Source organism: Microbacterium flavum (genome assembly GCF_018717645.1).
Lineage (GTDB): Bacteria > Actinomycetota > Actinomycetes > Actinomycetales > Microbacteriaceae > Microbacterium > Microbacterium flavum.
Genome location: NZ_JAFLHG010000018.1, coordinates 1 through 24,661, shown reverse-complemented (window position 1 = coordinate 24,661; position 24,661 = coordinate 1). Strand labels below are relative to the sequence as shown.

Annotated in this window: 21 protein-coding genes and 1 pseudogene; 15 read left to right on the top strand and 7 right to left on the bottom strand. The window is 71.3% G+C overall.

Annotated elements, in window-relative coordinates; genetic code table 11:
- The first annotated feature begins 246 nt into the window (after positions 1 to 246).
- Positions 247 to 2,115 (top strand): ABC transporter ATP-binding protein, encoded by a 1,869-nt coding sequence (locus tag J0P97_RS14875; protein ID WP_215488574.1) that lies wholly within the window; start codon positions 247 to 249, stop codon positions 2,113 to 2,115.
- On the top strand, positions 2,112 to 3,929 hold the full coding sequence (locus J0P97_RS14870; RefSeq protein WP_215488573.1) for an ABC transporter ATP-binding protein: 1,818 nt from the start codon (positions 2,112 to 2,114) through the stop codon (positions 3,927 to 3,929). Before J0P97_RS14875 ends, J0P97_RS14870 begins: the two co-directional genes overlap by 4 nt.
- A 106-nt stretch (positions 3,930 to 4,035) precedes the next feature.
- Here the strand turns inward: J0P97_RS14870 and J0P97_RS14865 are convergent, their stop codons facing one another.
- Together J0P97_RS14865 and J0P97_RS14860 are read right to left on the bottom strand one after the other, a co-directional pair.
- Positions 4,036 to 4,878: an endonuclease domain-containing protein gene (locus tag J0P97_RS14865; protein WP_215488572.1), complete on the bottom strand. Its 843-nt coding sequence runs from the start codon at positions 4,876 to 4,878 to the stop codon at positions 4,036 to 4,038.
- A 238-nt stretch (positions 4,879 to 5,116) separates the two neighbouring features.
- The gene (locus J0P97_RS14860; RefSeq protein WP_215488571.1) at positions 5,117 to 5,569 is read right to left on the bottom strand and encodes a GNAT family N-acetyltransferase; all 453 of its coding nucleotides are present in this window, start codon (positions 5,567 to 5,569) and stop codon (positions 5,117 to 5,119) included.
- A 108-nt stretch (positions 5,570 to 5,677) separates the two neighbouring features.
- On the opposite strand from J0P97_RS14860, the gene J0P97_RS14855 reads away from it, so the two are divergent.
- The 5 genes from J0P97_RS14855 (at position 5,678) to J0P97_RS14835 (ending at position 12,754) form a co-directional block, all read left to right on the top strand.
- Complete coding sequence (locus tag J0P97_RS14855; RefSeq protein ID WP_308163585.1) at positions 5,678 to 6,313, top strand: response regulator; 636 nt, start codon at positions 5,678 to 5,680, stop codon at positions 6,311 to 6,313.
- Positions 6,310 to 8,046 carry a hypothetical protein gene (locus J0P97_RS14850; protein ID WP_215488570.1) on the top strand — a complete coding sequence of 579 codons (1,737 nt, stop codon included), beginning with the start codon at positions 6,310 to 6,312 and terminating at the stop codon, positions 8,044 to 8,046. The genes J0P97_RS14855 and J0P97_RS14850 overlap by 4 nt, the downstream gene beginning before the upstream one ends.
- Before the next feature lie 79 nt (positions 8,047 to 8,125).
- Complete coding sequence (locus tag J0P97_RS14845; RefSeq protein ID WP_215488569.1) at positions 8,126 to 8,803, top strand: GAP family protein; 678 nt, start codon at positions 8,126 to 8,128, stop codon at positions 8,801 to 8,803.
- Positions 8,804 to 8,846: 43 nt separating this feature from the next.
- Positions 8,847 to 10,427, top strand: a complete 1,581-nt coding sequence (locus J0P97_RS14840) for a carboxylesterase/lipase family protein (protein WP_215488568.1) — start codon at positions 8,847 to 8,849, stop codon at positions 10,425 to 10,427.
- A 110-nt stretch (positions 10,428 to 10,537) separates the two neighbouring features.
- Positions 10,538 to 12,754, top strand: coding sequence for an NADP-dependent isocitrate dehydrogenase (locus J0P97_RS14835; RefSeq protein ID WP_215488567.1), 2,217 nt, complete (start codon positions 10,538 to 10,540; stop codon positions 12,752 to 12,754).
- Between the two features lie 87 nt (positions 12,755 to 12,841).
- Here J0P97_RS14835 and J0P97_RS14830 read toward each other — a convergent pair whose 3' ends face one another.
- Both J0P97_RS14830 and J0P97_RS14825 read right to left on the bottom strand, forming a co-directional pair.
- Positions 12,842 to 14,311, bottom strand: a complete 1,470-nt coding sequence (locus tag J0P97_RS14830) for a L,D-transpeptidase family protein (RefSeq protein WP_215488566.1) — start codon at positions 14,309 to 14,311, stop codon at positions 12,842 to 12,844.
- A 122-nt stretch (positions 14,312 to 14,433) separates the two neighbouring features.
- A complete protein-coding gene (locus J0P97_RS14825) occupies positions 14,434 to 14,865 on the bottom strand; it encodes a hypothetical protein (RefSeq protein ID WP_215488565.1) in 432 nt (143 codons plus the stop codon).
- 97 nt (positions 14,866 to 14,962) lie between these two features.
- On the opposite strand from J0P97_RS14825, the gene J0P97_RS14820 reads away from it, so the two are divergent.
- The 7 genes from J0P97_RS14820 to J0P97_RS14790 all read left to right on the top strand — a co-directional run bounded on the left by J0P97_RS14820 (position 14,963) and on the right by J0P97_RS14790 (position 21,805).
- Entirely contained in the window at positions 14,963 to 16,144 is a 1,182-nt protein-coding gene (locus J0P97_RS14820; RefSeq protein WP_215488564.1) for an ROK family transcriptional regulator, read from the top strand.
- An 82-nt stretch (positions 16,145 to 16,226) separates the two neighbouring features.
- A complete protein-coding gene (locus J0P97_RS14815; RefSeq protein WP_215488563.1) occupies positions 16,227 to 17,498 on the top strand; it encodes an extracellular solute-binding protein in 1,272 nt (423 codons plus the stop codon).
- Positions 17,499 to 17,616: 118 nt separating this feature from the next.
- Positions 17,617 to 18,573 (top strand): carbohydrate ABC transporter permease, encoded by a 957-nt coding sequence (locus J0P97_RS14810; protein WP_215488562.1) that lies wholly within the window; start codon positions 17,617 to 17,619, stop codon positions 18,571 to 18,573.
- Entirely contained in the window at positions 18,570 to 19,409 is an 840-nt protein-coding gene (locus J0P97_RS14805) for a carbohydrate ABC transporter permease (protein WP_282838216.1), read from the top strand. Before J0P97_RS14810 ends, J0P97_RS14805 begins: the two co-directional genes overlap by 4 nt.
- A complete protein-coding gene (locus tag J0P97_RS14800; protein WP_215488561.1) occupies positions 19,409 to 20,368 on the top strand; it encodes an ROK family protein in 960 nt (319 codons plus the stop codon). Before J0P97_RS14805 ends, J0P97_RS14800 begins: the two co-directional genes overlap by 1 nt.
- Positions 20,361 to 21,140 (top strand): glucosamine-6-phosphate deaminase, encoded by a 780-nt coding sequence (locus J0P97_RS14795; RefSeq protein WP_215488560.1) that lies wholly within the window; start codon positions 20,361 to 20,363, stop codon positions 21,138 to 21,140. The genes J0P97_RS14800 and J0P97_RS14795 overlap by 8 nt, the downstream gene beginning before the upstream one ends.
- Before the next feature lie 38 nt (positions 21,141 to 21,178).
- Positions 21,179 to 21,805, top strand: coding sequence for a hypothetical protein (locus J0P97_RS14790; RefSeq protein ID WP_215488559.1), 627 nt, complete (start codon positions 21,179 to 21,181; stop codon positions 21,803 to 21,805).
- Positions 21,806 to 21,820: 15 nt separating this feature from the next.
- Here the strand turns inward: J0P97_RS14790 and J0P97_RS14785 are convergent, their stop codons facing one another.
- From J0P97_RS14785 to J0P97_RS14775, 3 genes are read right to left on the bottom strand one after another with little or no spacing between them, the layout of a single operon-like run.
- Positions 21,821 to 23,206: an FAD-binding oxidoreductase gene (locus J0P97_RS14785; protein ID WP_215488558.1), complete on the bottom strand. Its 1,386-nt coding sequence runs from the start codon at positions 23,204 to 23,206 to the stop codon at positions 21,821 to 21,823.
- Complete coding sequence (locus J0P97_RS14780; RefSeq protein WP_215488557.1) at positions 23,203 to 23,622, bottom strand: YrdB family protein; 420 nt, start codon at positions 23,620 to 23,622, stop codon at positions 23,203 to 23,205. Before J0P97_RS14780 ends, J0P97_RS14785 begins: the two co-directional genes overlap by 4 nt.
- 56 nt (positions 23,623 to 23,678) lie before the next feature.
- Positions 23,679 to 23,867, bottom strand: coding sequence for a hypothetical protein (locus J0P97_RS14775; protein ID WP_215488556.1), 189 nt, complete (start codon positions 23,865 to 23,867; stop codon positions 23,679 to 23,681).
- Between the two features lie 480 nt (positions 23,868 to 24,347).
- Here J0P97_RS14775 and J0P97_RS14770 point away from each other — a divergent pair.
- Positions 24,348 to 24,661 (top strand): annotated as a pseudogene (locus tag J0P97_RS14770) (hypothetical protein); the annotation flags it as partial.

The window sequence follows — 24,661 nt, the reverse complement described above, 5'->3', positions numbered from 1 at the left end:
AATCGTCTTCACGAAGCCCGTCGTCCTCCGCCCGTTCGCGGCCGGGTCGAACCGGGGCTAGCGCGACCGCCCACCTCCTCGGCGGCATACTCCCGCCGCGCATCGCGTTCCTCCCCTCAGGGCCCCTGAGGACATCCTGAGAGACCGGACATCCGGCACTCGGGCTCTCCGTTCTCCGCGCTCTCACGCGCCCCCGACTCCGCCGGTCGTCCGTTCCGGCATCCGCTCCACCCCCCCGCAAGGATCATGACTTCTTCGACCGAGAGACACTCCCCGCTTTCCACGCCGCGCGCCCTCGCGCGGCTCTACCCGTTCGCCAAACCGGTCGTGCCACGCCTCGTGCTCGGGGCGACCAGCGCCCTCGTCGCCGCACTGCTGGCGCTGTCGATCCCGCTCGTGCTCGAGGTTCTCGTGCAGGGGCCGATCGCCTCGGGTGACGTCAGCGCGCTCGCGTGGGGGGCGGGGCTCATCCTCCTCCTCGGCCTGCTCGAGGCGCTCATGGTGTGGCTGCGCCGATGGTTCGTGCTGTCCCCCTCGACGAGCGTCGAGTACGACATGCGCACGGGCTTCTACGAGCGCCTGCAGCGGCTTCCGGTCGCATTCCACGACCGCTGGCAGTCGGGCCAGCTGCTGAGCCGGATGATGCAGGACATCAGCATGCTGCGGCGGTGGATCGCCTTCGGCGTCGTGCTGCTGGTCGTCAACGTGCTGACGATCCTCGTCGGCATGGTGCTGCTGTTCCGCTGGCACTGGGCGCTCGGCCTCACCTTCCTGATCGTGTGCGCGCCGCTGTGGTACGCCGGCTACCGCTTCGAGAAGACCTACGGCGGTCTTGCGCGCCAGAGCCAGGATCAGGCCGGCGACCTGGCGACCTCGGTCGAGGAGAGCGTCCACGGCATCCGCGTGCTCAAGGCCTTCGGCCGTGGCAAGCACGCGCTCGTGAAGTTCACGCGTCAGGCCGAGACGCTGCGCGAGACCGAGCTGAACAAGGCGCGTGCGATCGGGTGGATCTGGTTCTGGCTCGTGCTGCTGCCCGACATCGCCTTCGCGCTGTGCCTCGGCGTCGGCATCGTGCTGCAGCAGACGGGTCAGCTGCAGGTGGCCGAACTCGTCGCGTTCTTCGCCATGGCGACGGTGCTGCGGTGGCCGATGGAGTCGATCGGCTTCCTCTTCTCGTTCCTGCTGGATGCCCGCACCGCGACGGACCGCATCTTCGAGGTGTTCGACGAGGAGAACACCATCACCGATCCCGAGACGCCGCAGACCGTGAGCGCGCCGCGCGGTGCACTCGCCTTCGAGAGCGTGCACTTCCGGTACCAGGACGCCCACGCCTCCGAGCGCGACCTGCTCGACGGCATCGACCTCGTGCTCGAACCGGGCGAGACGATGGCCCTCGTCGGCCTCACCGGATCGGGCAAGACGACCCTGACGACCCTGCCCGCGCGCCTCTACGACGTGACCGCCGGCCGCGTGACGATCGACGGCGTCGACGTCCGCGACCTCACGCTGCACGAGCTGCGCACGCACGTCGGCATGGCCTTCGAAGACGCGACCCTCTTCTCGCAGACGGTGCGCGAGAACGTGCTGCTCGGCCGCGAAGACCTCGACCCGGGAACCCCCGAGGCCGAGGCGGTCCTGCGCGAGGCGCTCGCCGTCGCGCAGGCCGGGTTCGTCGACGACCTGCCCGACGGCGTGGACACGGTGATCGGGGAGGAGGGCCTCTCGCTCTCGGGCGGCCAGCGTCAGCGGCTTGCGCTCGCCCGCGCCGTCGCGGCGCGTCCGGCCATCCTCGTGCTCGACGACCCGCTGTCGGCGCTCGACGTCGACACCGAAGCGCTCGTCGAGGATGCCCTCCGCCAGGTCATGTCCGATACGACGACCCTCGTGGTCGCGCACCGCCCGTCGACCGTGACGCTCGCCGACCGCGTCGCGCTGCTCGAAGCCGGCCGGGTCACCGCCGTCGGCAGGCACAGCGACCTGCTGCGCGACAGCGACCACTACCGGCACGTCATCTCGAGCCTCGAAGACGCCGAGCGACAGGCTCGGGGGCCGGGCGGACAGGCGCACGACTCAGGATCCGAACCCACCCGCTCCACTCAGGAGGTGACCTCATGAGCACGGCATCCGTCTCCGGTACCACCGGTGAAGACCGCTCCGACTACTCGCGCGAGGAATCGCGCGCGATCCGCCGGCGCTCGCTGCGCCTGCTCGGCTCACTGGTCTCGCCGCTGCGCTGGCAGCTCGTGCTGGCGGGCGTCGTGCTGGTCATCTCGACCGCCCTGCGCGTCGCCGGCCCGGCGCTGATCGCCTACGGCATCAACTCGGCACTGCCCCAGGTGATCGACGAGGGAAACTGGACCTCGACGATCGTGATCGTCGCCGTCTACCTCGTCGCCGGTATCGGGGGCGCCGCGCTGATCGGCTGGTACGCCGTCGTGGCCGCCCGCCTCACACAGGCGGTCATGCTCGACCTGCGCAAGCGCATCTTCGTGCACACGCAGCGGCTCAGCCTCGAGTTCCACGAGTCGTACACGTCGGGGCGCATCATCTCGCGGCAGACAAGTGACCTCGACTCGATCCGCGAGCTCCTCGACGGCGGCCTCAACGAGCTCGTCTCGGGCGTACTGTACGGCGGCTTCACGCTGATCGCCCTGCTGCTGATCGACTGGCGGTCGGGCGTGGTGCTCGCTGTCGCGGGGATTCCGCTGTTCTTCCTCATGCGGTGGTTCTACCTGAACTCGCAGAAGGCCTATCGCGAGTCCCGGGTGGTCAGCGCGAAGGTCATCGTCAAGTTCGTCGAGACGATGACGGGCATCCGCGCCGTCAAGGCGTTCCGCAAGGAGGAGCGGAACGACGACGAGTTCGGCGAGCTCTCGGGGCAGTACCGCGACGTCAACATGCGGTCGCTGAAGATCTTCGGGACCTTCGAGCCGGGCATGATGGCGGTCTCGGCCTTCGCCGTGGCGGGGGTCCTGCTGTGGGGCGGCATCCGCGTGGCCGACGGCGCCCTGCTGGTCGGAACCCTGCTGGCCGCCGTCCTGTACGTCCGGAACTTCTTCGCCCCGCTGCAGGAGGTCGCCTTCTTCCTGAACTCCTACCAGTCGGCGACGGCGGCGCTCGAGAAGGTCTCGGGCGTCCTCGACGAGCAGCCGACCGTTCCGGACCCCGTGGACCCCGTCGACCTCTGGGAGTCGCGTGGTCACGTCGAGTTCCGGGACGTCCTGTTCGGCTACTCGGACGAGCGCACCATCCTGCCGCACTTCTCGCTCGACATCCCCGCCGGTCAGACGATCGCCCTCGTGGGCACGACGGGCGCCGGCAAGTCGACGCTCGCGAAGCTCGTGTCGCGGTTCTACGATCCGTCGCGGGGGCAGGTCACGCTCGACGGCGTCGACCTGCGGTCGCTGCACCCGAAGGACCTCCGCCGCGCGATCGTCATGGTCACGCAGGAGGCCTACCTGTTCAGCGGCACGGTCGCCGACAACATCGCTCTCGGAAAGCCCGACGCGACTCTGGACGAGATCACGGCCGCCGCGCGCGCCGTGGGCGCGGATGCCTTCATCCAGGAGCTTCCCGACGGGTACGGCACCGACGTCAACAAGCGCGGTGGGCGCGTCTCGGCGGGGCAGCGTCAGCTGATCTCGTTCGCGCGGGCGTTCCTCGCGAACCCGGCGGTGCTGATCCTCGACGAGGCGACCGCATCGCTCGACATGCCGAGCGAGCGTCAGATCCAGGATGCGCTGCAGACGCTCCTCGCGGAGCGGACGGCGATCATCATCGCGCACCGGCTCTCGACGGTGTCGATCGCCGATCGCGTTCTCGTCATGGAGCACGGCGAGATCATCGAGGACGACACCCCCGACGCGCTCATCGCGGGCACGGGGAAGTTCGCCCAGCTGCATCGGGCGTGGCGGGAGTCCCTCGTCTGACGCCGCCCGACATCGGGATCGGAAACAGCGAACAGAATCGGATGCCTGTGCCCCCGGCATCCGATTCTGTTGCTCTTCACCGATTCCGCGCGGGACGGCGGGTGCGTCAGCGGCTCGGCAGATCGAGTCGCTGCGCAAGAGCGCGCGCGATCGCGGCCTCGACGGCGGGCCAGCTGAAGACGACCTCCGCGTAGGAGAAGCGCAGCACCCGATAGCCGAGGGCCATGAGAGCGCGATCGTGCGCGAGGTCGCGGGTGCGATCCGCCGACGACGAGTGGTGGGCGAACCCATCGAGCTGAACGACCAGGCACTCGCCGACGAGGGCGTCGACGTCGTGACCGGCGAGGTGGACCTGCTGCCGCAGTCGAATGCCCCAGGGGCGGAGGCGGTGCGCGAAGATCGTCTCGATCCCCGACCCCGAGAGATCGGTGGCCAGTGCGGCGAGCTCGGCGGATGCCGCGCTGTGCCACGTGGTGCGTCGGAGTTCCGCGAGCGGGATGCGGTGCGCCCGGACCGCTGATTCCCACAGCACGAGCGCCTGCTCGCGGGGCAGGCAGCCGGCGACGTGTCGCAGGGTGTCGGCGACCGATTCTACGAGCTCGTAGCGGCTGCGGGGGACGAGCGGCGCGCGCCAGTGGGCCGTGATGCCGCCGCCGCTGGGGGCGTGGGCCCCGGCGGCGAGATGAAGGTGCAGACCGTCCGGCGCCCCGGAGGGGATCCACCAGCCGTGGTGACGCGCGGCGGAGACGCAGGCCAGCCGGCCGCCGGCCTGCGCTGCCGCGAGCAGGTCGGCCGGAGCATGGTCATCGGCGATCCAGTAGCGGCGCACGCGCCGGACGGCACCGTCCGTGATCGCGGCGCGCAGGCGAGAGGCGCTCGCCCCGGCGTCCAGGAGGCGCTGCCGGTGCACGATGCCTCCCGCGCGCTCGACGGCATCCGCGATGTCCATTCCCCGATTCTCACGAACCGCGGCGGCGCGCGACTGCGACGGGAGCGATCTGTGCACACGATCGCGGATCGACCTGCGGTGGAGGAGGTGATGAGGGGGCATCGGTGCCACCGCGGATCCGGAGAACGGCAACAGAATCGGATGCCTCGCCCCAGAGTCTCCGATTCTGCTGTCGGATTCCGATTTCGGGGCGAACGCGCAGGCGCCGCGCAGGCGGAGCGCGCGGGGCAGCGCAGGGTCAGAGGCGGATCTCGGCGACGACCTCGCCGTACTCCGTCTCGTCGACGGGGGAGAAGCCGACGCGGCTGAAGAAGGCCTCGGGGCCGCCCTGCCCGGCCTCGTAGATCACATCGACGCGGTCCATGCCACGTGTGCGCGCCTCTTCGAGGAGCTTCTCGACGGCGTAGCGGCCGACGCCGCGGCCCTGGTCGTCGGCGTCCACGTTGATGCGCCAGAGCACGGACCGAAAGTACTCGCGCTCGGCTTCGTCGTCGAAGTTCGCCGAGACGAACCCGACGACCTCGTCTCCGTCGAGCACGACCCGCTGCCAGGAGGTCGCGGGGTTCACGACCGCGCCGGCGACGGCGTAGCTCGTCGGTGCGATGAACGCCTCCTGGCCCGGCTTCAGGGACAGTGCGTTGACCGCGACGATGGTTGCGGCGGACAGTTCCACGAGGCGCAGCTCGGTCATGTGCACAGGCTACCCTGCCCGCCGCTGCGGTCGGCACCGACGAAAGAGGGAGAAATACGATCCGGGCCCGGCCGGTTCCCCTGTTCGGCGCTCCGCTATCGTGAGGGCGTGAGCTGGGTGCGCCGAGTGCTGGTCGTCGAGGATCAGGCCGCGCTGAGGATGCTCGTCTGCGACATGCTCGAACGCTGCGGGTGGGAGACCGCCGCGGCGGCCGACGCGGCGGAGGCCGCGCGTCTGTTCGCCGAGTTCGATCCCGATGCACTGCTCACCGACATCGATCTGGGCTCGCGACCGTCGGGTGCCGAGCTGGCCTCGATGCTGTCGGAACTGGCCCCTCACCTGGGCATCGTCTTCCTCAGCAGCTATCCGCGAGCCGCGGCGGGCGCGAAGGTGATGGGCCTCGATCGCGCGGTCTTCGTCTCCAAGCAGGACCTCGGCTCTCCCGCCGACCTCGTGGCGGCGCTCGAGGTGGCGCTGTCCACCGGGCCGGTGCCGACGCCCTCCGTGCCACCGCCGACCGATGCCCTGGGCACCCTCACCCGACACCAGCTCGAGGTGCTCGCGATGATCGCGCGGGGCTGGTCGAACGAGCAGATCGCCGAGGCGTCCGGATCGACGGTGCGTGCCGTCGAGCGCTCGGTCAGCCGTCTGTTCGAGCGGCTCGGCGTCACGGGAGACGCCGCGGTCAGCTCGAGGGTCGCGGCGGCCACCATGTACGTCGCGGCCTTCGGTCCCGCCCGATGACCCGCCTCGTCGCCGCCGTCCGCCGGGCGGTGGGCGGCGGGCGGTTCGTCTCGATGTGGAGCCTGCTCGCCGCGCTCCTTCTCTCGCCGACGCTGATGGCGCCGACGACGGGCGGCCCGCCCCTGGCCCTCCTGGTCGCGGGCATCCTGACCTGGGCGGCGATGGCCGCGGCCCTGGGCCTCCTCGCGGTCATCGAGCGCGCCCTGCGCACCCCCGCCGCGCGGGCGGGCGTCGTCCTCGCCGTCGTCACCGTCGTCGCCGCCGCGCGGCCCCTCGTGCAGGATGCCTGGCTCCGCGCGGTCGACCTCGTGCCGCCGCCGGGCTGGCAGCTCCCCTCCCGCATCGCGACGAACGTCGTGACCTGGCTCGTCGTCTTCACGACGATCGCGGTGATCGTGGACGCGCTGCGGTCCCTGCGCGAGACGAACGCGCTCCTGCGCGTGGCCGCCGGAGCGCTCGCCGACGCGGGCGACGAGGCGCGCGACTACCGCGCGCAGGCGCGGGACGCCGTCCGCCTGCGTGCGGCGGAGGTCGAGCGCGGTCTCGATGGTCTCGCCTCCGGCGGAGGTGCGGAGGCTCCGACGATCGATGCGCGGGCGTTCGCGGCCGACGTCGTCCGCCCTGCCGGCCACGCCCTCGCGGAGCTCGCCGCCGCCGAGCCGCCGACCTCGTGGCGCGCTCCGGCATCGCCTCCTCTCACGGAGCGCTCGCCGCGCCCCCGGTCCGCGCCGCACCTCCGGGCGCCGCGCCTCCGGGTCGCGCCGCGGGGAATCGTCACCGTCCTCTATCTCGCGTGCCTGCTGCCTTACGCGGTGCGAGCCACATCGGGCGGCGCGCTGATCACGGGCGCCGCGGTCGCCGTCATCGGCGGCGCGCTCATGGATGCCGTGTGCCGTCTCCGCCGCGTGCGACGGCGGGTCGCGGTGTTCCTCGCCGGCGCCGTGGGGTGCGGGGGAGCGCTGAGCCTGATCGCCGCCGCCTCCGGTGCTCCGCCGCTGCAGGCGGCCGTCCCTGCGATCGTGTACACGCTCATCGCGCTCGCCATGGCCGCGTGCGCCGGGACGATCCATGCGCTGCAGGTCGATCAGCACCGGCTCTCGGGGGTCATCGCCGCCGAGCAGCGGACGGCGCGTGCGGGTACGCGCCCCGCGCGGGAGGCCCTGCGCGCAGCATCCGAGCTCCTGCACCGCGACGGACAGGGCCGGTGCACCGCGTTCGCGCTCGAGCATCCGCGGCCGACCGCGTCGCAGACGGATGCGCTCGTGACCGAGCTGCGCGGACTGCTCGTCCGCGTCCGCGGCGTGTTCGACGCTCCCGCCCGATCCGACGCGGTCTCACTCGACGCGCTGCTGGCGACCTGGAGCCGCATCATCGACCTGCGGGCGCACATCGACCCGGCCGCCCGTGCGCTGCTCGAGGCCGGCGCGACGGCAGCCCAGGATGCCTACGATGTCGCCGCAGAGGGCATCCTCAACGCCGTCAAGCACAGCGGGGAGCGCCGCGCGGAGGTCTTGCTGGATGTCGTCGCCACCGGTGCGGGGCCCGCGCTGCGTGTGCGCGTGCGCTCGTCCGCGCCGCTGTCTGCCGGCGCCGAGCTCCGCCCGGCATCGCACGTCCGCTCGCTCGGCGCGACGCTGCGCAGCACGTCCGAAGGGGCCGTGCTGGAGGCGCTCATCCGCGTGGACGCGCCCGCCCGCGACGGTTCTGTCGTGTCAGCCGAACATCCGGTCTGAAGCCTCCTCCGGCGCTCCTAACGTCGTCGTCATGGCCCGGGGACACCCTCCGGAGCCGGACACGAAACGGATGAACGCCATGAACGCTCTCAGCCAACTCCTTCCCCTCGCCGTCGGAATCCTCATCTCGCCGCTGCCCATCGTCGCCATCGTCGCGATCGTGCTGTCGGCCCGAGGACGTAAGGCGGCTCCCGCCTTCACCGCGGCGTTCGCGGCGGTCACCCTGGCCTTCATCGCCCTCGGCGCGCTCTCCAGCGCCGGCGCCTCCGCGGCATCCGGAACGCGGGACGGCAGCAAGGTCGTCGTCCTCGTCCTGACCATCGCGCTCACTGCGGGGTTCGCCGCGATGGCGCTCGTCAGCTGGCTCACCCGGCCCCGCGCCGGCGCCCCCGCGAAGACCCCCGGGTGGCTCTCCGCGATCGACAGCATCACCCCTGCGCGCGCCGCCGGGCTCGGGCTCGTCATGGCCGCGACCAACAGCAAGAACATCCCCCTCGAGCTCAAGGGCGGATCCCTCATCGGGGCCGCCCACGTGCCCCCTCTGATCGCGGCGCTCCTGTGCCTCGCGGTCGCCTTCGTGGGTGTCCTCGCGCTCGTCATCCCCACGCTGCTCGCCGCGACCGGTTCCGCCCGCGTGGCCGCGGGTCTTGACCGAGTGAAGACCGAGATGATGGCGCACAACGCGATTATCATGACCGTCCTGTTCGCCATCCTCGCCGCGAATGAGGGCGCCCACGTCCTCCACCAGCTCGCCTGATCCCGCCCCCCCGACCTCACCTGATCCCACGACGGAGACCGCCATGTCCCACTCGACTCCCCCCTTCGCGTCCACCCCCGCGTCCGTTCCCTGCATCGCCTCCGCCCCGGCCGGCACCTTCCGCGGTGTCGCCGCCGCGGGAGTGCGCGTGTGGCGCGGCATCCCCTATGCCGAGTCGACGGGGGGAGAGGGGCGCTGGCGCGCCGCCCAGCCCGCGCGCGTCGCCGACGGCGAGGTGGATGCCACCGCCTACGGCCCCGTCTGCCCTCAGCCGATCAACCCCGCCGTGCCCCTCGGCGAGCACACCGAGATGGACGAAGACTGCCTGTCGCTCACCGTGTGGGCTCCCGACACCGACGCCGATGCCCCTCGGCCCGTCATGGTGTGGATCCACGGCGGCGCGTACACCTTCGGCTCCTCGAGCCAGCCCCTCTACGACGGGGTCTCGCTCGTCTCGCACGGCGACGTCGTCCTCGTGACGATCAACTACCGCCTGGCGGCATTCGGCTTCCTCGATCTCGCCGCCCTCCTGCCGGACGCGGGGTTCGACCGGAACCTCGCCCTCGGCGACGTGCTGCTGGCCCTCCGCTGGGTGCAGGAGAACGTGCGCGCCTTCGGCGGCGACCCCGAGCGCGTGACCGTGTTCGGGGAGTCGGCCGGGGGCGGCCTCGTCACGACGCTGCTGGCGACGCCCTCCGCCGCCGGGCTGTTCCACCGGGCGATCGCGCAGTCCTCGCCCGCCTCGAGCGTCTATGGCAGCGACCGTGCCCGCGACGTCGCCGCGCGGTTCGTGCGTGAGCTGGGTCTCGACCCCCATGCCGCCGACGTGGCGGAGCGGCTGCGCGCGGCATCCGCCGACGACCTCGTGACGGCCGGGATGAAGGTCTACGCGGACGTCCCCGACGCCGATCCCGGTACGCTCGCGTTCGCGCCCGTCATCGACGGCGAGCTGCTGCCGGAGGCCCCCGCCCTCGTCCTGCGCGAGGGTCGCGGTCTCGCGGTGCCGCTCATGATCGGCACCAACAAGGACGAGGCTTCGCTGTTCCGCTTCATGAAGTCACCCCTCATCCCCATCACGGACGACCGCATCGCGCAGATGTTCACCGACATGGCCGGGGACAACCCCGCTCTCGATCTGCCGTCGGAGGAGCAGGTGCGCGCCGCGTACGCGCATGCCCGCTCGCGCGAGGTGGGGCTCGGCATCGCGCGCGACATCGGCTTCCGCATGCCCACCCTGTGGATCGCCGAGGGCCACAGCGCCGTCGCCGACGTGTGGCTGTACCGCTTCGACCACGCGGCGCCCTTCCTGCGCCTCATCGGGCTCGGCGCCACGCACGCGACCGAGCTGCCCTACCTGTGGGGCAATCTGACCAGCGGACCCAAGGACCCCACGTTCCGCTTCGGCGGGCGGCGGGCCGCCGAAGCCATCTCGCAGCGGATGCAGGAGCGCTGGACGGCGTTCGCGCACGGACGCACTCCGGATGCCACCGGCGCGCCCGAGTGGGAGAGCTACGACACGACCTCGCGCGCGACCCTCGTGATCGACCGTCAGGACACCGTCATGCCCGATCTCGACGCGTCGCTGCGCTCTGCGTGGGGCGACGAGGTCCTCACGTTCCGGTAAGGCCGAGACCGATCCGCCGCACCGGGCGAAGTATCTCGATATCGAGATACTTTCGCCCGGTGCGGTAGGGTGGATCCCGCTCCCGAGACGCGCAGACAGGAAGATCACACGTGCCTGAGTCCACCATCATCTACACCCACACCGACGAGGCTCCGGCGCTTGCCACCGCCTCTTTCCTGCCCATCGTGAAGGGCTTCGCGGGCCAGGCGGGCGTCGAGATCGACACCCGTGACATCTCGCTCGCCGGGCGCATCCTCGCCGCGTTCCCGCAGCGACTGACCCCCGAGCAGCAGGTGGGCGACGCGCTCGCCGAACTCGGCGGCCTCGCCACCCTCCCCGAGGCCAACATCATCAAGCTGCCGAACATCTCGGCATCCATCCCCCAGCTGAAGGCCGCCGTCGCCGAACTGCAGTCGCAGGGCTACGACATCCCCGACTACCCCGACGACGCATCCACCGTCGAGGAGAAGGACATCCGCGCGCGGTACGACCGGATCAAAGGCTCCGCCGTGAACCCGGTGCTGCGCGAGGGCAACAGCGACCGCCGCGCGCCCCTGGCCGTGAAGAACTACGCGAAGAAGCACCCGCACCGCAACAAGGCGTTCGCGAGCGGGTCGAAGACCCGTGTCGCCACGATGGGCCACGACGACTTCAAGAGCAACGAGAAGAGCTGGATCGCTGCCCACGACGACGTCCTGACGATCCGCCACACCGCCGCGGACGGCACCGTCACGGTCCTCAAGGAGGGTCTGAAGGTCCTCCCGCGCGAGGTCGTCGACGCGACCTTCCTCTCCGCGAAGGCCCTCGACGCCTTCCTCGCCGACACGCTCGCACAGGCGAAGGCCGAGAACGTCCTCTACTCGGTGCACCTCAAGGCCACGATGATGAAGGTCTCGGACCCCATCATCTTCGGTCACGTCGTGCGCGCCTTCTTCCGAGACGTCTTCGACACCTACGGCGAGCAGCTCCACGCTGCGGGCCTCGACGGCAACAACGGCCTCGGCGCGATCCTCGCGGGTCTCGGCGAGCTCGAGGGTGGCGAGGCCATCTCCGCCCGCATCGCCCAGGACCTCGATGTCGGCCCGCGCCTGAGCTACGTCAACAGCGACAAGGGCATTACGAACCTGCACGTCCCCAGCGATGTGATCGTGGATGCCTCGATGCCCGCGCTCGTCCGCAACGGCGGCAAGCTCTGGGGCAAGGACGGCGGTGAGGACGACACGATCGCCGTCATCCCCGACTCGTCGTACGCCGGGGTCTACCAGGCGGTCATCGACGACGTCGTCGCGAACGGCCCGCTGGACCCCGCCACGATCGGCACCGTTCCCAACGTGGGCCTGATGGCGCAGGCGGCCGAGGAGTACGGGAGCCACGACAAGACCTTCGAGATCCCCGCCGACGGCGTCGTCGAGGTGCTCGACTCCGCGGGGACCGTGCTCATCGAGCACCACGTCGAGAAGGGCGACATCTGGCGCGCGACGCAGGCGAAGCACATCGCCATCATGGACTGGGTGCGCCTGGCCGTGAGCCGCGCCCGCGCGACCGGCGTCCCGGCCGTGTTCTGGCTGGACGTCAACCGCGCCCACGACGCACAGCTCATCGGCAAGGTGCACCAGGCGCTCGCAACGCTCGACACGCAGGACATCACGATCGTGATCCTGCCGCCCGAAGAGGCGACGCGCTACACGCTGAAGCGACTGCGCAAGGGCGAGGACACCATCTCCGTCACCGGCAACGTGCTGCGCGACTACCTCACCGACCTCTTCCCGATCCTCGAGGTCGGCACGTCCGCGAAGATGCTCTCGATCGTCCCGCTCCTCGCGGGCGGCGGGCTGTTCGAGACCGGCGCCGGCGGCTCGGCGCCCAAGCACGTGCAGCAGCTCCTGGAGGAGGACTACCTGCGGTGGGACTCGCTGGGTGAGTTCTTCGCGCTCGCGGCATCCTTCGAGCACCTCGCGGAGTACACCGGCAACGCGAAGGCGAAGGTCCTCGCCGACACCCTCGACGCCGCGACGGGCACGTTCCTCGAGGAGGACCGCTCCCCGGGGCGCGCGCTCGGCACGATCGACAACCGCGGCAGCCACTTCTACCTGGGCCTCTACTGGGCGCAGGAGCTCGCCGGCCAGACCGCCGACGCGGACCTCGCCGCCGCCTTCGCGCCGATCGCCCGGCAGCTGACGGATGCCGAGGCCGCGATCGTCGAGGAGCTGAACGCGGTGCAGGGCCACCCCGTCGACATCGGCGGCTACTACCACCCCGACGAGGCGAAGGTCGTGCGCGTCATGCGTCCGTCGCAGACCCTCAACGCGGTGATCGACGCCCTCTGACAGGCGCGGCGGCACTCGCAGAGAAGGGGTCCGGATGCCTGGCATCCGGACCCCTTCTCCGTCCGCAGTCCGCGGGTCAGCGCCGGGTCAGTTGTGGATCCAGACGTCTCCGCCGTCGGGCAGGAAGTCGTAGATCTGCTCCGCGCGGAAGTTCGGCATGCCGACGCAGCCGTGGCTGCGCGGGTTGCCGAAATCGTCGTGCCAGTAGACACCGTGCAGCGCCTCGCCGCCGTAGTAGTACATGATCCACTCGACGTTCGGGACGTCGTAGTTCCAGTAGTCGTCGGTGGCCGAGGAGGACGTCATGGTCTGCACGCGGTGGTGCGACTGGACCGTGAAGTGTCCGACGGTGGTCGGCGAGTCCGCGATGCCGCTGGAGATCGGCCACGAGTCGATGACCTGACCGTTCTCCTTCATGTAGAGCGTCTGCTCGGAGAGGTTCACCTCGACCATGCGGGCGGACGCCGCCATCGTCGCAGGGGTGACGGTCACCGGCAGTGCGTACACCGCGTTGCCCTCGCCGAGCTGCTTCGCGAAGTCGGATGCCACGCCGCCGAGGTCACCCAGCGCGCGGCCGTCGGCGCCGGGCGTCGTCGTCTCGAGGACCGTGCCCTCCGCATCGGTGATGACGGCGCCGTTGGCCGGCGCCCGGTTCACGAGCGCGGGGAGGGCGTCGACCGAGGCCTGGATCTTGGCGGGGTCGGCCGCGATGCTGAACGCGCCGGACCGATCCGCCGTGATGGTCAGCCAGCCCGCCGCGGTGGCGGCATCGATGGGCACGGTGCGCTCGTCGCCGACATAGAAGCCGGCGTTCTGCAGCATGGCGTTCGCCTGGTCGGCGGCGGCCTGCGCCTTCGCGGTGCTCGCCGCAGCGGACACGGCAACGGGGTCGAGGGCGATGGTCGTCGTGGACTGACCGGCCGCGAGGGCGTCCTGGAGTGCGGTGCCGACCTGAGCGACGTCGATGCCGCTCCCGTCGACGGCGGGCGTCACGGCGAACCCGGCGCCCGTGAAGGAGACGGTCGCGCCGACGGGGTCGGTGTAGTCGCCGGGGGCCGCCGCGCGGAGGGCATCCGTCGCCGCTGCCTCGTCCAGCGCCACCGGAGCCGCCAGCGGCTCACCGAACCACTGGGTGACATTCCACATCGGACGGTCCTGGAAGGCGGCGTCCGCGAGTGCGGCGGCATCGACCTTCGCACCGAGCTCGGAGCCCGACACGGTCGGTCCGCCCTCGCCGAGGACGACGGAGGTCTGCGCGAGCCTCTGGTCGATGGCATCGGTCGCCGCTCCCGCGGTCATGAACCCGACGGGAACACCGGCGACGGTCGTGCCGGGAGCGATGAGGAGGGTGGACGCGGCCGCCACGCCGGCGACGACGAGCGCGACCGGGATGCCGATCCAGAGCCACAGCTTCGTGCGGCTGCGGCGGGCGGGTTCGGCGGGAGCCCATTGGACGGGAGCCTCGGGCGAGGCCTGCAGGACCTGTGTCGCATCCTCGGGGGACGACGAAGGGTCCGGCGTCCCGTCGGTCTCCGACTTCGAAGCCAGATCGGTCATTGCGCCCACCCCCGGTCCAGAGCGAAGCGGCATCCCAATGCACCGTTCCGCCCCCCAATGCTACGCGAAATTGCCCTCTGGTCGGGGTCGGAGCCTCGGCGCGGCCTCGCGAGAGGCCGCGCTCACGCGCAGCGGTCGGCGAAGGTCGCGAGCGCGTCGCGGATGCCGGCGGTCGCCTCCTGCAGGGCGGGAAGGCGGGAGAGGTCGCCTGCGGCGATGGCGCTCAGCGCGTCTCCCGCCGAGCGGAAACCGGACGCGAGGCCGGGAAGGAGCTCGCCGATCTCGGGGTTGTCGACCGCGGCGCCCGCATCGGCGAGATCGGCCGCCACGTCGCTCATCGCCTGGGCTGCCGCCTGCGGATCGGTCACATCGAGGCTCTGCAGGCGGGCGGTCGCGTCGGCGACGTGGTCGCGGACGGAGGCGCAGGCCGCCGCGAGGTCCTGCGTGCCCGCGGGTGCGGTCGGATCCCCGGAAGGTCCTCCCGCGCATCCGGCGAGCAGGAGCGCGATGAGGGCGAGCGGGACGACGCTCGCACGGGCGATCACGCGGTGCACGGGGCCTCCCGGAGGTGTTGTAACAGTTGTGTAAACAGGCGCGTCCTGCCCGTCCGTTCGCTTGCGTAAAGTTAGTTCGTAAGGTTTACTAACAAACATGCCAGCATCGGACACGCAGCGGAGCTCCTCCGCCGAGACCGCCCCGCGGACGGGGCGCTCGTTCGGCGCAGGCCGTGCGCTGCGGCAGGCTGTGAAGGTTCTGCCCGAGCACGCCCGGGCCCACAACCGATCGCTCGTGCTGCAGACGCTCTTCCACCAGGGTGCCATGTCGCGGGCGGACCTCTCGCGCGAGACCGGGCTGACGCGCGTGACGATCTCCGATCTCGTCGCCGAGCTCATCGACGACGGCTACGTCGCCGAACGGGGCGTGCGGGAGGTCACCGGCCCCGGAAAGCCCGCCATCCTCGTCGACCTCGACCGCGAGGGCCACCGCATCATCGGCCTGGATCTCTCGCGCAGCGACCGGTTCCTCGGCGCGGTGCTGACCCTGGACGGCGAGATCGTCGCTCGCCACGACGTCGACGTGCCGGCCGATCGCGCCGGCATCCTGCCCGCCGTCATCGAGCTCATGCGGACCCTCGTCGCGGACGCGCACGCACCGATCCTCGGTATCGGCGTGGGCTCTCCCGGCATCGTCGACGCGCACGGCGTCGTGCTGACCGCACCGAACTTCGGGTGGTCCGGTGTCGACCTGCAGCAGATCCTCCGTTCCGAGGTGGCTCTGCCCATCCTGGTCGCCAACGACGCGAACGCCGCGGTGCTGGCCGAGTACACGTTCGGCGGCGCGGGCGAGGACGTCATGCTCGTCCGGGTCGGCCGTGGTGTCGGATCGGGGCTGCTGGCGGGCGGCCAGCCGATGGTCGGGAGCCGCTTCGCCGCGGGCGAGATCGGCCATGTCACCGTCGGAACGGACGGCGGACCGGTCTGCGTCTGCGGGAAGGTCGGATGCCTGGAGGCGTGGCTGTCCGAGCCGTCGCTGCGGCGTGCGCTGTCCGAGCCCGGCGCCGACCGCGACGCGGTTCTGCGCGACGCGGGGGAGCGGCTGGGCATCGCCCTGGCCCCCATCGTCGGCGCGCTCGACCTGTCGGAGGTCGTCCTCTCCGGCCCCCAGGAACTTCTCGAAGGCCCCCTCGCCGAGGCGACCGTCGAGACTCTTCGTGCTCGCACGCTCGCCGAGTTCCACGACGGCGTGCGGGTGCGGATGACGGAGCAAGGCGAGGACATCGTCCTCCGCGGCGCGGCCGTCATGGTCCTCTCCGGACAACTCGGGGTCTCATAGCCCTCATCCCATCCCCCCGGAGGGTCGGTCGGAGTTCCCGTCACCCGGCCTCAAGGGAACACCAAGAAAAAAGGAAGACACCATGAACAAGAAGCTTGGAGCCCTGGCGCTCCTCGGCGCTTCGGCTGTCGTTCTCGCAGGCTGCGCCGGCGGAGGCACGTCCGGCGGGTCCGATGGCACTCCGGCCGCTGCAGAGCTGCGCGTCTGGCTGGTCGGCACCGACACGCCTCAGGATGCCCGCGACTACCTCAAGAAGACGTTCGAGGCGGACAACCCCGGTTCGACGCTCGTCATCGAGGAGCAGCAGTGGACGGGCCTCGTGGACAAGCTGACCACGAGCCTCTCCTCGAGCGACACCCCCGACATCGTCGAGATGGGCAACACCCAGGCCGCCGCCTTCACCTCGAGCGGCGCTCTGCTGGACATCTCCGACATCCAGGGCGACCTCGGCGGCGACGACCTGCTCCCCGGCTTCGTCGAGGCCGGCTCGTGGGACGGCAAGCTCTACGCGGCGCCGTACTACTCGGGTGCGCGCGTCGTGTTCTACAACACGACCCAGTACCAGACCGCCGGTGCGACCGTCCCGACGACGCTCGCCGAGTACGTCTCCAACGCGGGCAAGCTCGCGACGGCACTCCCCGGCGTCTCCGGCGTCTACTTCCCGGGCAAGGACTGGTACAACGCCCTCCCCTTCATCTGGGAGAACGGCGGCGAGATCGCCGTGCAGAAGGACGGCAAGTGGGACGCGCAGCTCTCCAGCGACGCCTCGGTGGCCGGCATCACGCAGGTCCAGGAGGTCATGGCATCCTCGCTCGCCCCGAAGGACGGCGACGAGACCGAGGCATGGGTCCCGTTCCGCACCGAGAAGGCCGCGACGCTGTCGGCGCCCAGCTGGGCCTACTGGTCGATCGTCGCCGATGAGGACAAGGCGGCGACCCCGCTGGCGAACTCGCTCGGCTACTTCGCCCTTCCGGGCAAGGACGGCGGCGCCGCGAAGGTCTTCGCCGGTGGATCGAACATCGGCATCGCGGCGAAGTCGGCTCACCCCGACCTCGCCAAGAGCGCGCTGGAGATCATGCTGAGTGACGACTACCAGACCATCCTCGCCAAGGGCGGCCTCGTCCCCGCGAAGAAGTCCCTCGGTGGCGACGTGGCCGCGGCCACTCCTGAGCTCGCGAAGGTCATCGCGGAGTCCGCGGCGAACGCCAAGCTGACCCCGGCATCCCCGAAGTGGGCCGACGTCGAGGCGAAGGGCCTGCTGCAGGACTTCTTCGTCAAGGTGGCCCAGGGCGGCGACGTCAAGGCGCTCGCGACGGACCTCGACACCCAGATCGAGTCCATCCTCAACGGCTGATCAGCACCGCCTGATCGCAGCCGCATCCCGGCGGGCTGACGCCCGCCACCGGCTCCCCCGGGGACCCGAACCCCCGGGGGAGCCGCCCCCCCCACGATTCACGGAAGGAGATCGTGCGATGACCTCGCAGCTCATCTCCCCCGAGTTGACGCAACCCGCACCCGCCGCGCCCACCCCGCGCCGCCGCCGCCGTTTCGACGGCACGCCGTTGGCACTCCTGCTGCCGGCGCTGGTGATGCTCGTCGTCTTCATCGGCTGGCCGCTTCTGCAACTGATCATCATGTCGTTCCAGAAGTACGGTCGCGAACAGATCTTCGGAGCCCCGCCCTCCTTCGTCTGGTTCGACAACTACGTCAAGGTCCTCACCGACCCGCAGTTCTGGATCGTGCTCGGCCGATCCTTCGGCCTCATGATCGTCTGCGCCGCCGCGACGATGGTCTTCGGCATCGCCATCGCGCTCATGATGAAGTCGCTCGGCAAAGTGATGCGCACGGTCGTCTCGATCGGCCTGCTGCTCGCGTGGGCCATGCCCGCGCTCACCGCCACGATCGTCTGGGGCTGGATCTTCGACACCTCCTACGGCCTCGTCAACTACCTGCTCACCCAGATCACGGGGCAGAACTGGATCGGCCACAGCTGGCTGTCCGACCCGCTGAGCTTCTTCGGGGTCGCCGCCATCATCATCACCTGGGGCGCCATCCCGTTCGTCGCGTTCTCGACCTACGCGGGGCTCTCGCAGGTCCCCGACGAGGTCCTCGAGGCGGCATCGCTCGACGGATCCAGCGCCTGGCAGCGCTTCCGCTTCATCGTGCTGCCCTACGTGCGGTCGATCCTCATCGTGCTCCTGATCCTGCAGGTCATCTGGGATCTCCGCGTCTTCGCGCAGATCTACGCCCTGCAGACCGTCGGCGGCATCCGCGCCGACACGAACACGATCGGCGTCTACATCTACAGCGTCTCGATGGCCACCGGCGACCTCGGCTCCGGCGGAGCGATCTCGGTGCTCCTCGTGATCATCCTGCTCGCCATCTCGGCGTACTACATCCGCACCATGCTGAAGGAGGACGAGTCGTGAGCGCCCGGACGCGCCGTATGACCGGCCGCATCGCCCTGAACGTCGCCGCCGTCATCGTCTTCCTGTGCTCGGTGTTCCCGGTGTACTGGATGGTCAACACGGCCCTCCTCCCCGGCTCCGCGGTCAAGACCGACGTCCCGCACTTCTGGCCCGACGAGTTCACGCTGAAGAGCTTCCAGTCGGCGTGGAACGGGGGATTCGTCCCGGCGCTCGGCATCTCGCTCGCCGTCACGCTCCTCACCCTCGTCACGGCACTCGTCTTCGCGTTCCTCGCCTCGATCGCCGTCTCGCGCTACCGGTTCCGCTCGCGCAAGACGTTCATCATCGCGATCCTCGTCATCCAGATGATCCCCGCCGAGGCGATGATCATCTCGACCTTCCGCGTGCTCGACGGATGGCACCTTCTGAACACCGTCATCGGCCTCGCCGCGGTCTACATCGCGATGGTGCTGCCGTTCACGATCTGGACGCTGCGCGGGTTCGTCAACGGGATCCCCGCCGACCTCGAGGAAGCCGCCATGATCGACGGCTGCACGCGGACGCAGGCGTTCTGGCGGGTCACCTTCCCGCTGCTGGCGCCGGGGCTCGTCTCCACGGGCATCTTCGCCTTCATCCAGGCGTGGAACGAGTTCGTCTTCGCGCTGGTCATCATGACCCGCCCGGAGATGGAGACCCTGCCGATCTGGCTGCGCAGCTTCGTCCAGGCCACGAAGGCCACCGACTGGGCGGTCGTCATGGCTGGCTCCACGCTCATGGCCATCCCGGTCATCGTCTTCTTCCTCATCGTGCAGGGCAAGATGACGAGCGGGCTGGTCTCGGGAGCGGTGAAGGGCTGATGCGCCTCGGGTTCGACGTCGGGGGCACCAAGACCGACGCCGTCGCCGTCGCGCCCGGCGGGGAGATCCTCGCCCGGCTGCGGCGCCCGACCGCGTGGGGGCCGGAGGGGGTCATCGCGACCGTCCTCGGCCTCGCCGCCGAGCTCGCCGCCGCCGTCGGCATCCGTGTCGACGAGTTCGACTCGGTCGGCATCGGGATGCCGGGTCAGGTCGCGCCCGGAGGCGCGGTCGTCACCCACGCGGTCAACCTCGGCGTGGACGAGCTCGACCTCGCGCGCGCCCTCGGGATCGTGCTGGGCATCCCGGTCCGAGCCGAGAACGACGTCAAGGCCGCCGCGGTCGGCGCCTACGCTCTCCACGGTCGCGCGCACGGCACCCGTCTCGGGGGCCTCTCCGCCTCCGGCGCGATGGCGTACCTGAACCTCGGCACGGGCGTCGCCGCCGGGTTCGTCCGAGACGGCATTCTGTGGCGGGGCGTGCACGGCACGGCCGGCGAGGTCGGCCACATCTCCGTCGACCCGCACGGACCTCTCTGCAAGTGCGGTCAGCGCGGCTGCATCGAGGCATTCTGCGGCGGCGGCGCGATCGCCGAACGCTGGGGCCGCCCCTCCGCTCTGCCCGTCCTCGACGTGTTCGACGCCGCGGACCGGGGTGATCCCGAGGCGCTCGTCCTGCGCACCGGACTCGCGCACGGCGTGGCATCCGCGGTGCGCGTGATCGTGCTCTCGGCGGATGTCGACGCCGTCATCCTCGGGGGCGGCGTGACCGCCCTCGGGGACCGTATGCTGAGCCTCGTGAAGGGCGACCTGGCCGCGAGCGCCGCGGCGTCGCCGTTCATGAGGTCCCTTCGTCTGGCCGATCGGGTGGAGCTGCTTCCGCCCGGCTCACCGGCGGCCGCCGTCGGTGCCGCCCTCGTCGGGGCCAGCGCAACCGAACAGGAGGCAGTCGCCCATGGCTGAGATCGTCATCGTCCCATCGGCCGCAGCGGCCGGAGTCCTCGTCGCCGACGAGATCGTGAAGCTCATCGCCGCACGACCCGACGCGGTGCTGGGGCTTGCGACCGGATCGACCCCGCTCAGCGTCTACGAAGCGCTGCGGCCCCGCGTGGAGGGCGTGGACCTCTCGCGCGTGCGCGGCTTCGCGCTCGACGAGTACGTCGGCATCGACCCGAACCACCCGGAGAGCTACCGGTCGGTCATCACCAAGGAGGTCGTCGAGCCGCTCGGACTCGACCCGGCCCTCATCCGGACCCCGGACGGCGCCCTCGAGACGATCGCTCACGCCGGCGAGGACTACGAGCGCGCGATCGCGGCGGCCGGCGGCATCGATCTGCAGATCCTCGGCATCGGGACCTCCGGTCACATCGGGTTCAACGAGCCCGGATCGTCGTTCGCCTCGCGGACGCGCGTGAAGACCCTCATCGAGCAGACCCGTCAGGACAACGCCCGCTTCTTCGATCGGGTCGAGGATGTGCCGATGCACTGCATCACGCAGGGACTCGGGACGATCCTCGAGGCCAAGCACCTGTTCCTCCTCGCGTTCGGCGAGGGCAAGGCCGCGGCCATCGCCGGGGCGGTCGAGGGTCCGGTGACCTCGTCGCTGCCGGGATCGGCGATCCAGCTGCACCCGCACGTGACCGTCGTCGTCGATGAGGCCGCGGCTGCTGATCTCGCCCATGCCGACTACTACCGGTACGCGTACGCGAACAAGCCCGCCTGGCAGGGTCTCTGAGCGTCGCGCCCGCCCGGGCCCGCTGATACGGTGGCGCCATGACGGATGCCGAGGTCCGCAGGACCGAGCCCAGCTGGATCTGGGGCGGCGGGCTGCTCGCCGCGTCGGCCGTCGTACCGTGGGCACTCGGCCCGGGAGATGCGGGGACCCTCACCCGGACCCTCGCCGGCCTGCTCTTTCTGGCGGCGATGGCGGTGTTCGCGTTCGGACTGCGCGGCGCGGGGTCGGTCGTCGCACGCCGCGGCGCAGGGATGGTGGCCCTCCTCGTCCTGGGGATCACCCCGCTTCTGTTCAGCCTCGTCACGCCGACGCAGGTCGATCTGTCGGATGTGGCGCTGCTGCAGACGCTCGGCTACGTGGAACTCGCGGTCACGGCGGCGGCGGCGCTCGTCGCCGTCGTCGAGATCGCCCGCGCGCGCGTCGTCCCGGGCCCCTGGCGGTGGGCGCCCGCGATCGGACTGGCCGTCGTCGTCGGTGTCCAGGTCATCGGCCAGATCGTCGGCGTCGCCGTCGGGCCGCAGGGCCTCGAGCACTGGGGCGTCGCCCTGGCCCTCGGCGGCTTCGTGTCCGCCGTCGTCGTGCCGCTCGTCCTCGGCGGGGCGGCGATGGCCCTGGGCGGTCGCGGGCTCCCCGCGGCATCGCCCCGCATCTATCCGTCGGCCTGAGCGCCCCCGCCCCGGTCAGGGCGCGAACACCTTGCCGGGGTTGAGGATGCCGGCCGGGTCGAACACGCGGGCGATCTGGCGCTGCAGCTCCCACTGATCGTCCCCGAGTTCATCGGCGAGCCAGCGCCGCTTCAGGACGCCGATCCCGTGCTCGCCGGTCAGTGTTCCCCCCAGCCGCAGCGCGGCACGGAAGAGCTCGTCCGCGGCCTGCCAGACCCGATCCGGCACGTCATCGCCCGTGAACACGAAGTTGGGGTGGAGGTTGCCGTCGCCGGCGTGGCAGACGGTCGGGATGACGAGGTCGTACGCGCGCTCGATTCGGGCGATCTCGTCGAACATGGCGGGGAGGGCGCTGCGCGGCACGGAGACGTCTTCGATGAGCGTCGTGCCGAGGGTCTCCATCGCGGGATGCATCGACCGGCGGATGCGCAGGAGCAGCTCCGCCTCGGCCTCGTCACGGGCCAGGCGCACGGTGCCGCCGGCCTCCGTGAGGGTCGCGGCGATCGCGGCCGCCTCGGCCGTCGCGGCGGGGCCGTCGGTCTGGACGGTGAGCTGCGCGACACCGTCGCGAGGGGAGGGGAGCGCGAGGAGGCGGTGGACGGCGCGCAGGCACGCGGCATCCATGAGCTCCATGATCGCCGGCTGCACGCCCGACGCGGTGACCGCGGCCGCGCCCGCGGCCGCGCTCCGCACGTCGGGGAAGGACGCCGTCAGTGTGCGCGGGCTGCCGGGGACGAGTCTGCGGAGCTTCAGCGTCGCCCCGACCACGACGCCCAGCGTCCCCTCCGATCCGATCACGAGGGAGGTGAGGTCGAGGCCGGTGACTCCCTTCACGCTCCGGTGGCCGAGCCGCAGCAGTCGGCCGTCGGAGAGGACGAGGTCGACGCCGAGCACCGCGTCACGGACGACGCCGTATTTCGCGCAGAGCAGCCCGCCCGCACCCGTCGCGATGTTCCCGCCGACGGTCGAGATCTCGCGACTGGCGGGGTCGGGCGCCCACCACAGTCCCTCCGCGGCGAGGGCGCGGTTCAGATCGGCGTTCAGGATGCCGGGCTCGACGACGGCGATCAGATCGTCGGGCCGCACCTCGAGGATCCGGTCCATCCCGCGCACCGAGAGGACGATCTCGCCGTCACCCGCATTCGCGCCGCCGGCCAGACCGGTGCCCGCGCCGCGGGTGACGACGGGGGTCCCGGTGGCGTGGGCGATGCGGAGTGTCTCCTGCACGTCGCCGACGTCTCGCGCCCGCACGATCGCGAGAGGCAGGCCGTCGGCGGCGTGGCCGGACTTGTCCGCGCGGGCGGCGTCGAGGTGCGCGAGGTCGGTGTCGACGCGCTCGCCGAGAGCGGCGACGAGGCGGCCGAGGACGGATGCCGCCTCGGATCCGGCGGAATCCGTCACGGGAGGCGGCGGCGTCCTGCGACGAGGCCGACGGTCACCGCGACGACGGCGAACGCCAGACCGATCCACACGTTCCCGCTGGTCCACCAGACGATGGTGGCGGAGGCGTAGACGAGCAGTTCCACCAGCGCGCGGACGAAGGGGTGCACCGCGATCACGGCGCGCGGTGAGACGAACAGCGCCCAGAGCAGGATCGCGACCACCGGTGCGCCGATGCTGACGACGATGTTCCACGGGAAGGGCCACGCGGTGAACCCCCACACGGCGAGCGTGCCGAAGGCGAACAGTTCGCAGAGGAACGCGAGGACATCCACCGCGTCGAGGGCGGGACGCGTTCCGGCCGGGAGTGACTGTGCGGTGCCGCCCGTCCGCGGCGCAGGGGGAACGGCGGGGCGGACATGGGGCAGGTCGGACATGGCCTCAGTTTACGCGGCGGGGCAGGGCGCAGCCGTGGGTTCGCCGGTCAGCCCGGTCACTCCTGCGGAGGAGGACCCCACAGGAAGACCGTGTACTCCGGCCCGAGCTGTTCGCCGTTCACGTATCGGGTCGTGGCGGGCGCATGCAGGACGGACGCGTAGTCGGCCCCGAAGCTGAAGGTGGTCTGGCCGTCCGCGTCCAGGATTCGACGTCCGCGATCGATGCCGCCGACGACGAGCTGCACGGTCTCGTGCGGTGTCCCGGCGACGGTGAGATCGAGCGTCCCGGTCGTCGTGCTGCCCGCGTCCCACTGGAAGAGGCCGGACGTGAATCGTGGCGTCGGCGTCGGCGTCGGCGTCGGGGTCGGGGTCGGTGTGGGGGTGGGCGTCGGTGTGGGTGTCGGCGTCGGCGTCGGCGTGGGCGTGGGGCTTGGCGTGGGGGAGGGGGTCGGGCTGGGTGTCGGCGTCGCGGTCGGGCTCGGAGTCGGAGTCGAGGTCGGGGAAGGACGCGGGGCCGGCGGGGCGGGCGGGGCGGGGGGGGCGCGCGGCGGGGGGGGCGGGAACGGGGGGGGGGCCCGAGCCGGGGCCGCGGGGGGCGTGGGGCCCGGAGGCGGGGCGCGCGCCGCGTCGCGGGCGGTGCGCGGGGGGGGTGGGGGGGGGGGGGTGGGGGGGGGGGGGGGGGGGGCTGACGTGTCGGCGCGGGGATCGGAAGCGGGTCGGGGTCCATGTCGGGCTCCGCGGATGCCGAGGGCACCGGAGTCGACGTGGGCGCCGCCGAGGGCAGTGTGCTCGGCGTGGGTCCGAGAACGAGCGGCGCACCCGGTCCGTCCGAGCCGGATCCGGAGTCAGGCCCGCCCGCTCCGGCGGCGGGTGCCGAGGAGCTGTTGTCGATGACCTGCGGGACGACGATCGCCGCCACGGCCGCGCCCGCGACGAGGGCTCCCGCCGCGACCATGCCGATCATCGCGCCCGTTCCCGCGAGCGCGCCGCCCGCGGCTCCTGCGCCCGCAGCCCCCGCGCCGCCCGCACCGCCCGCGCC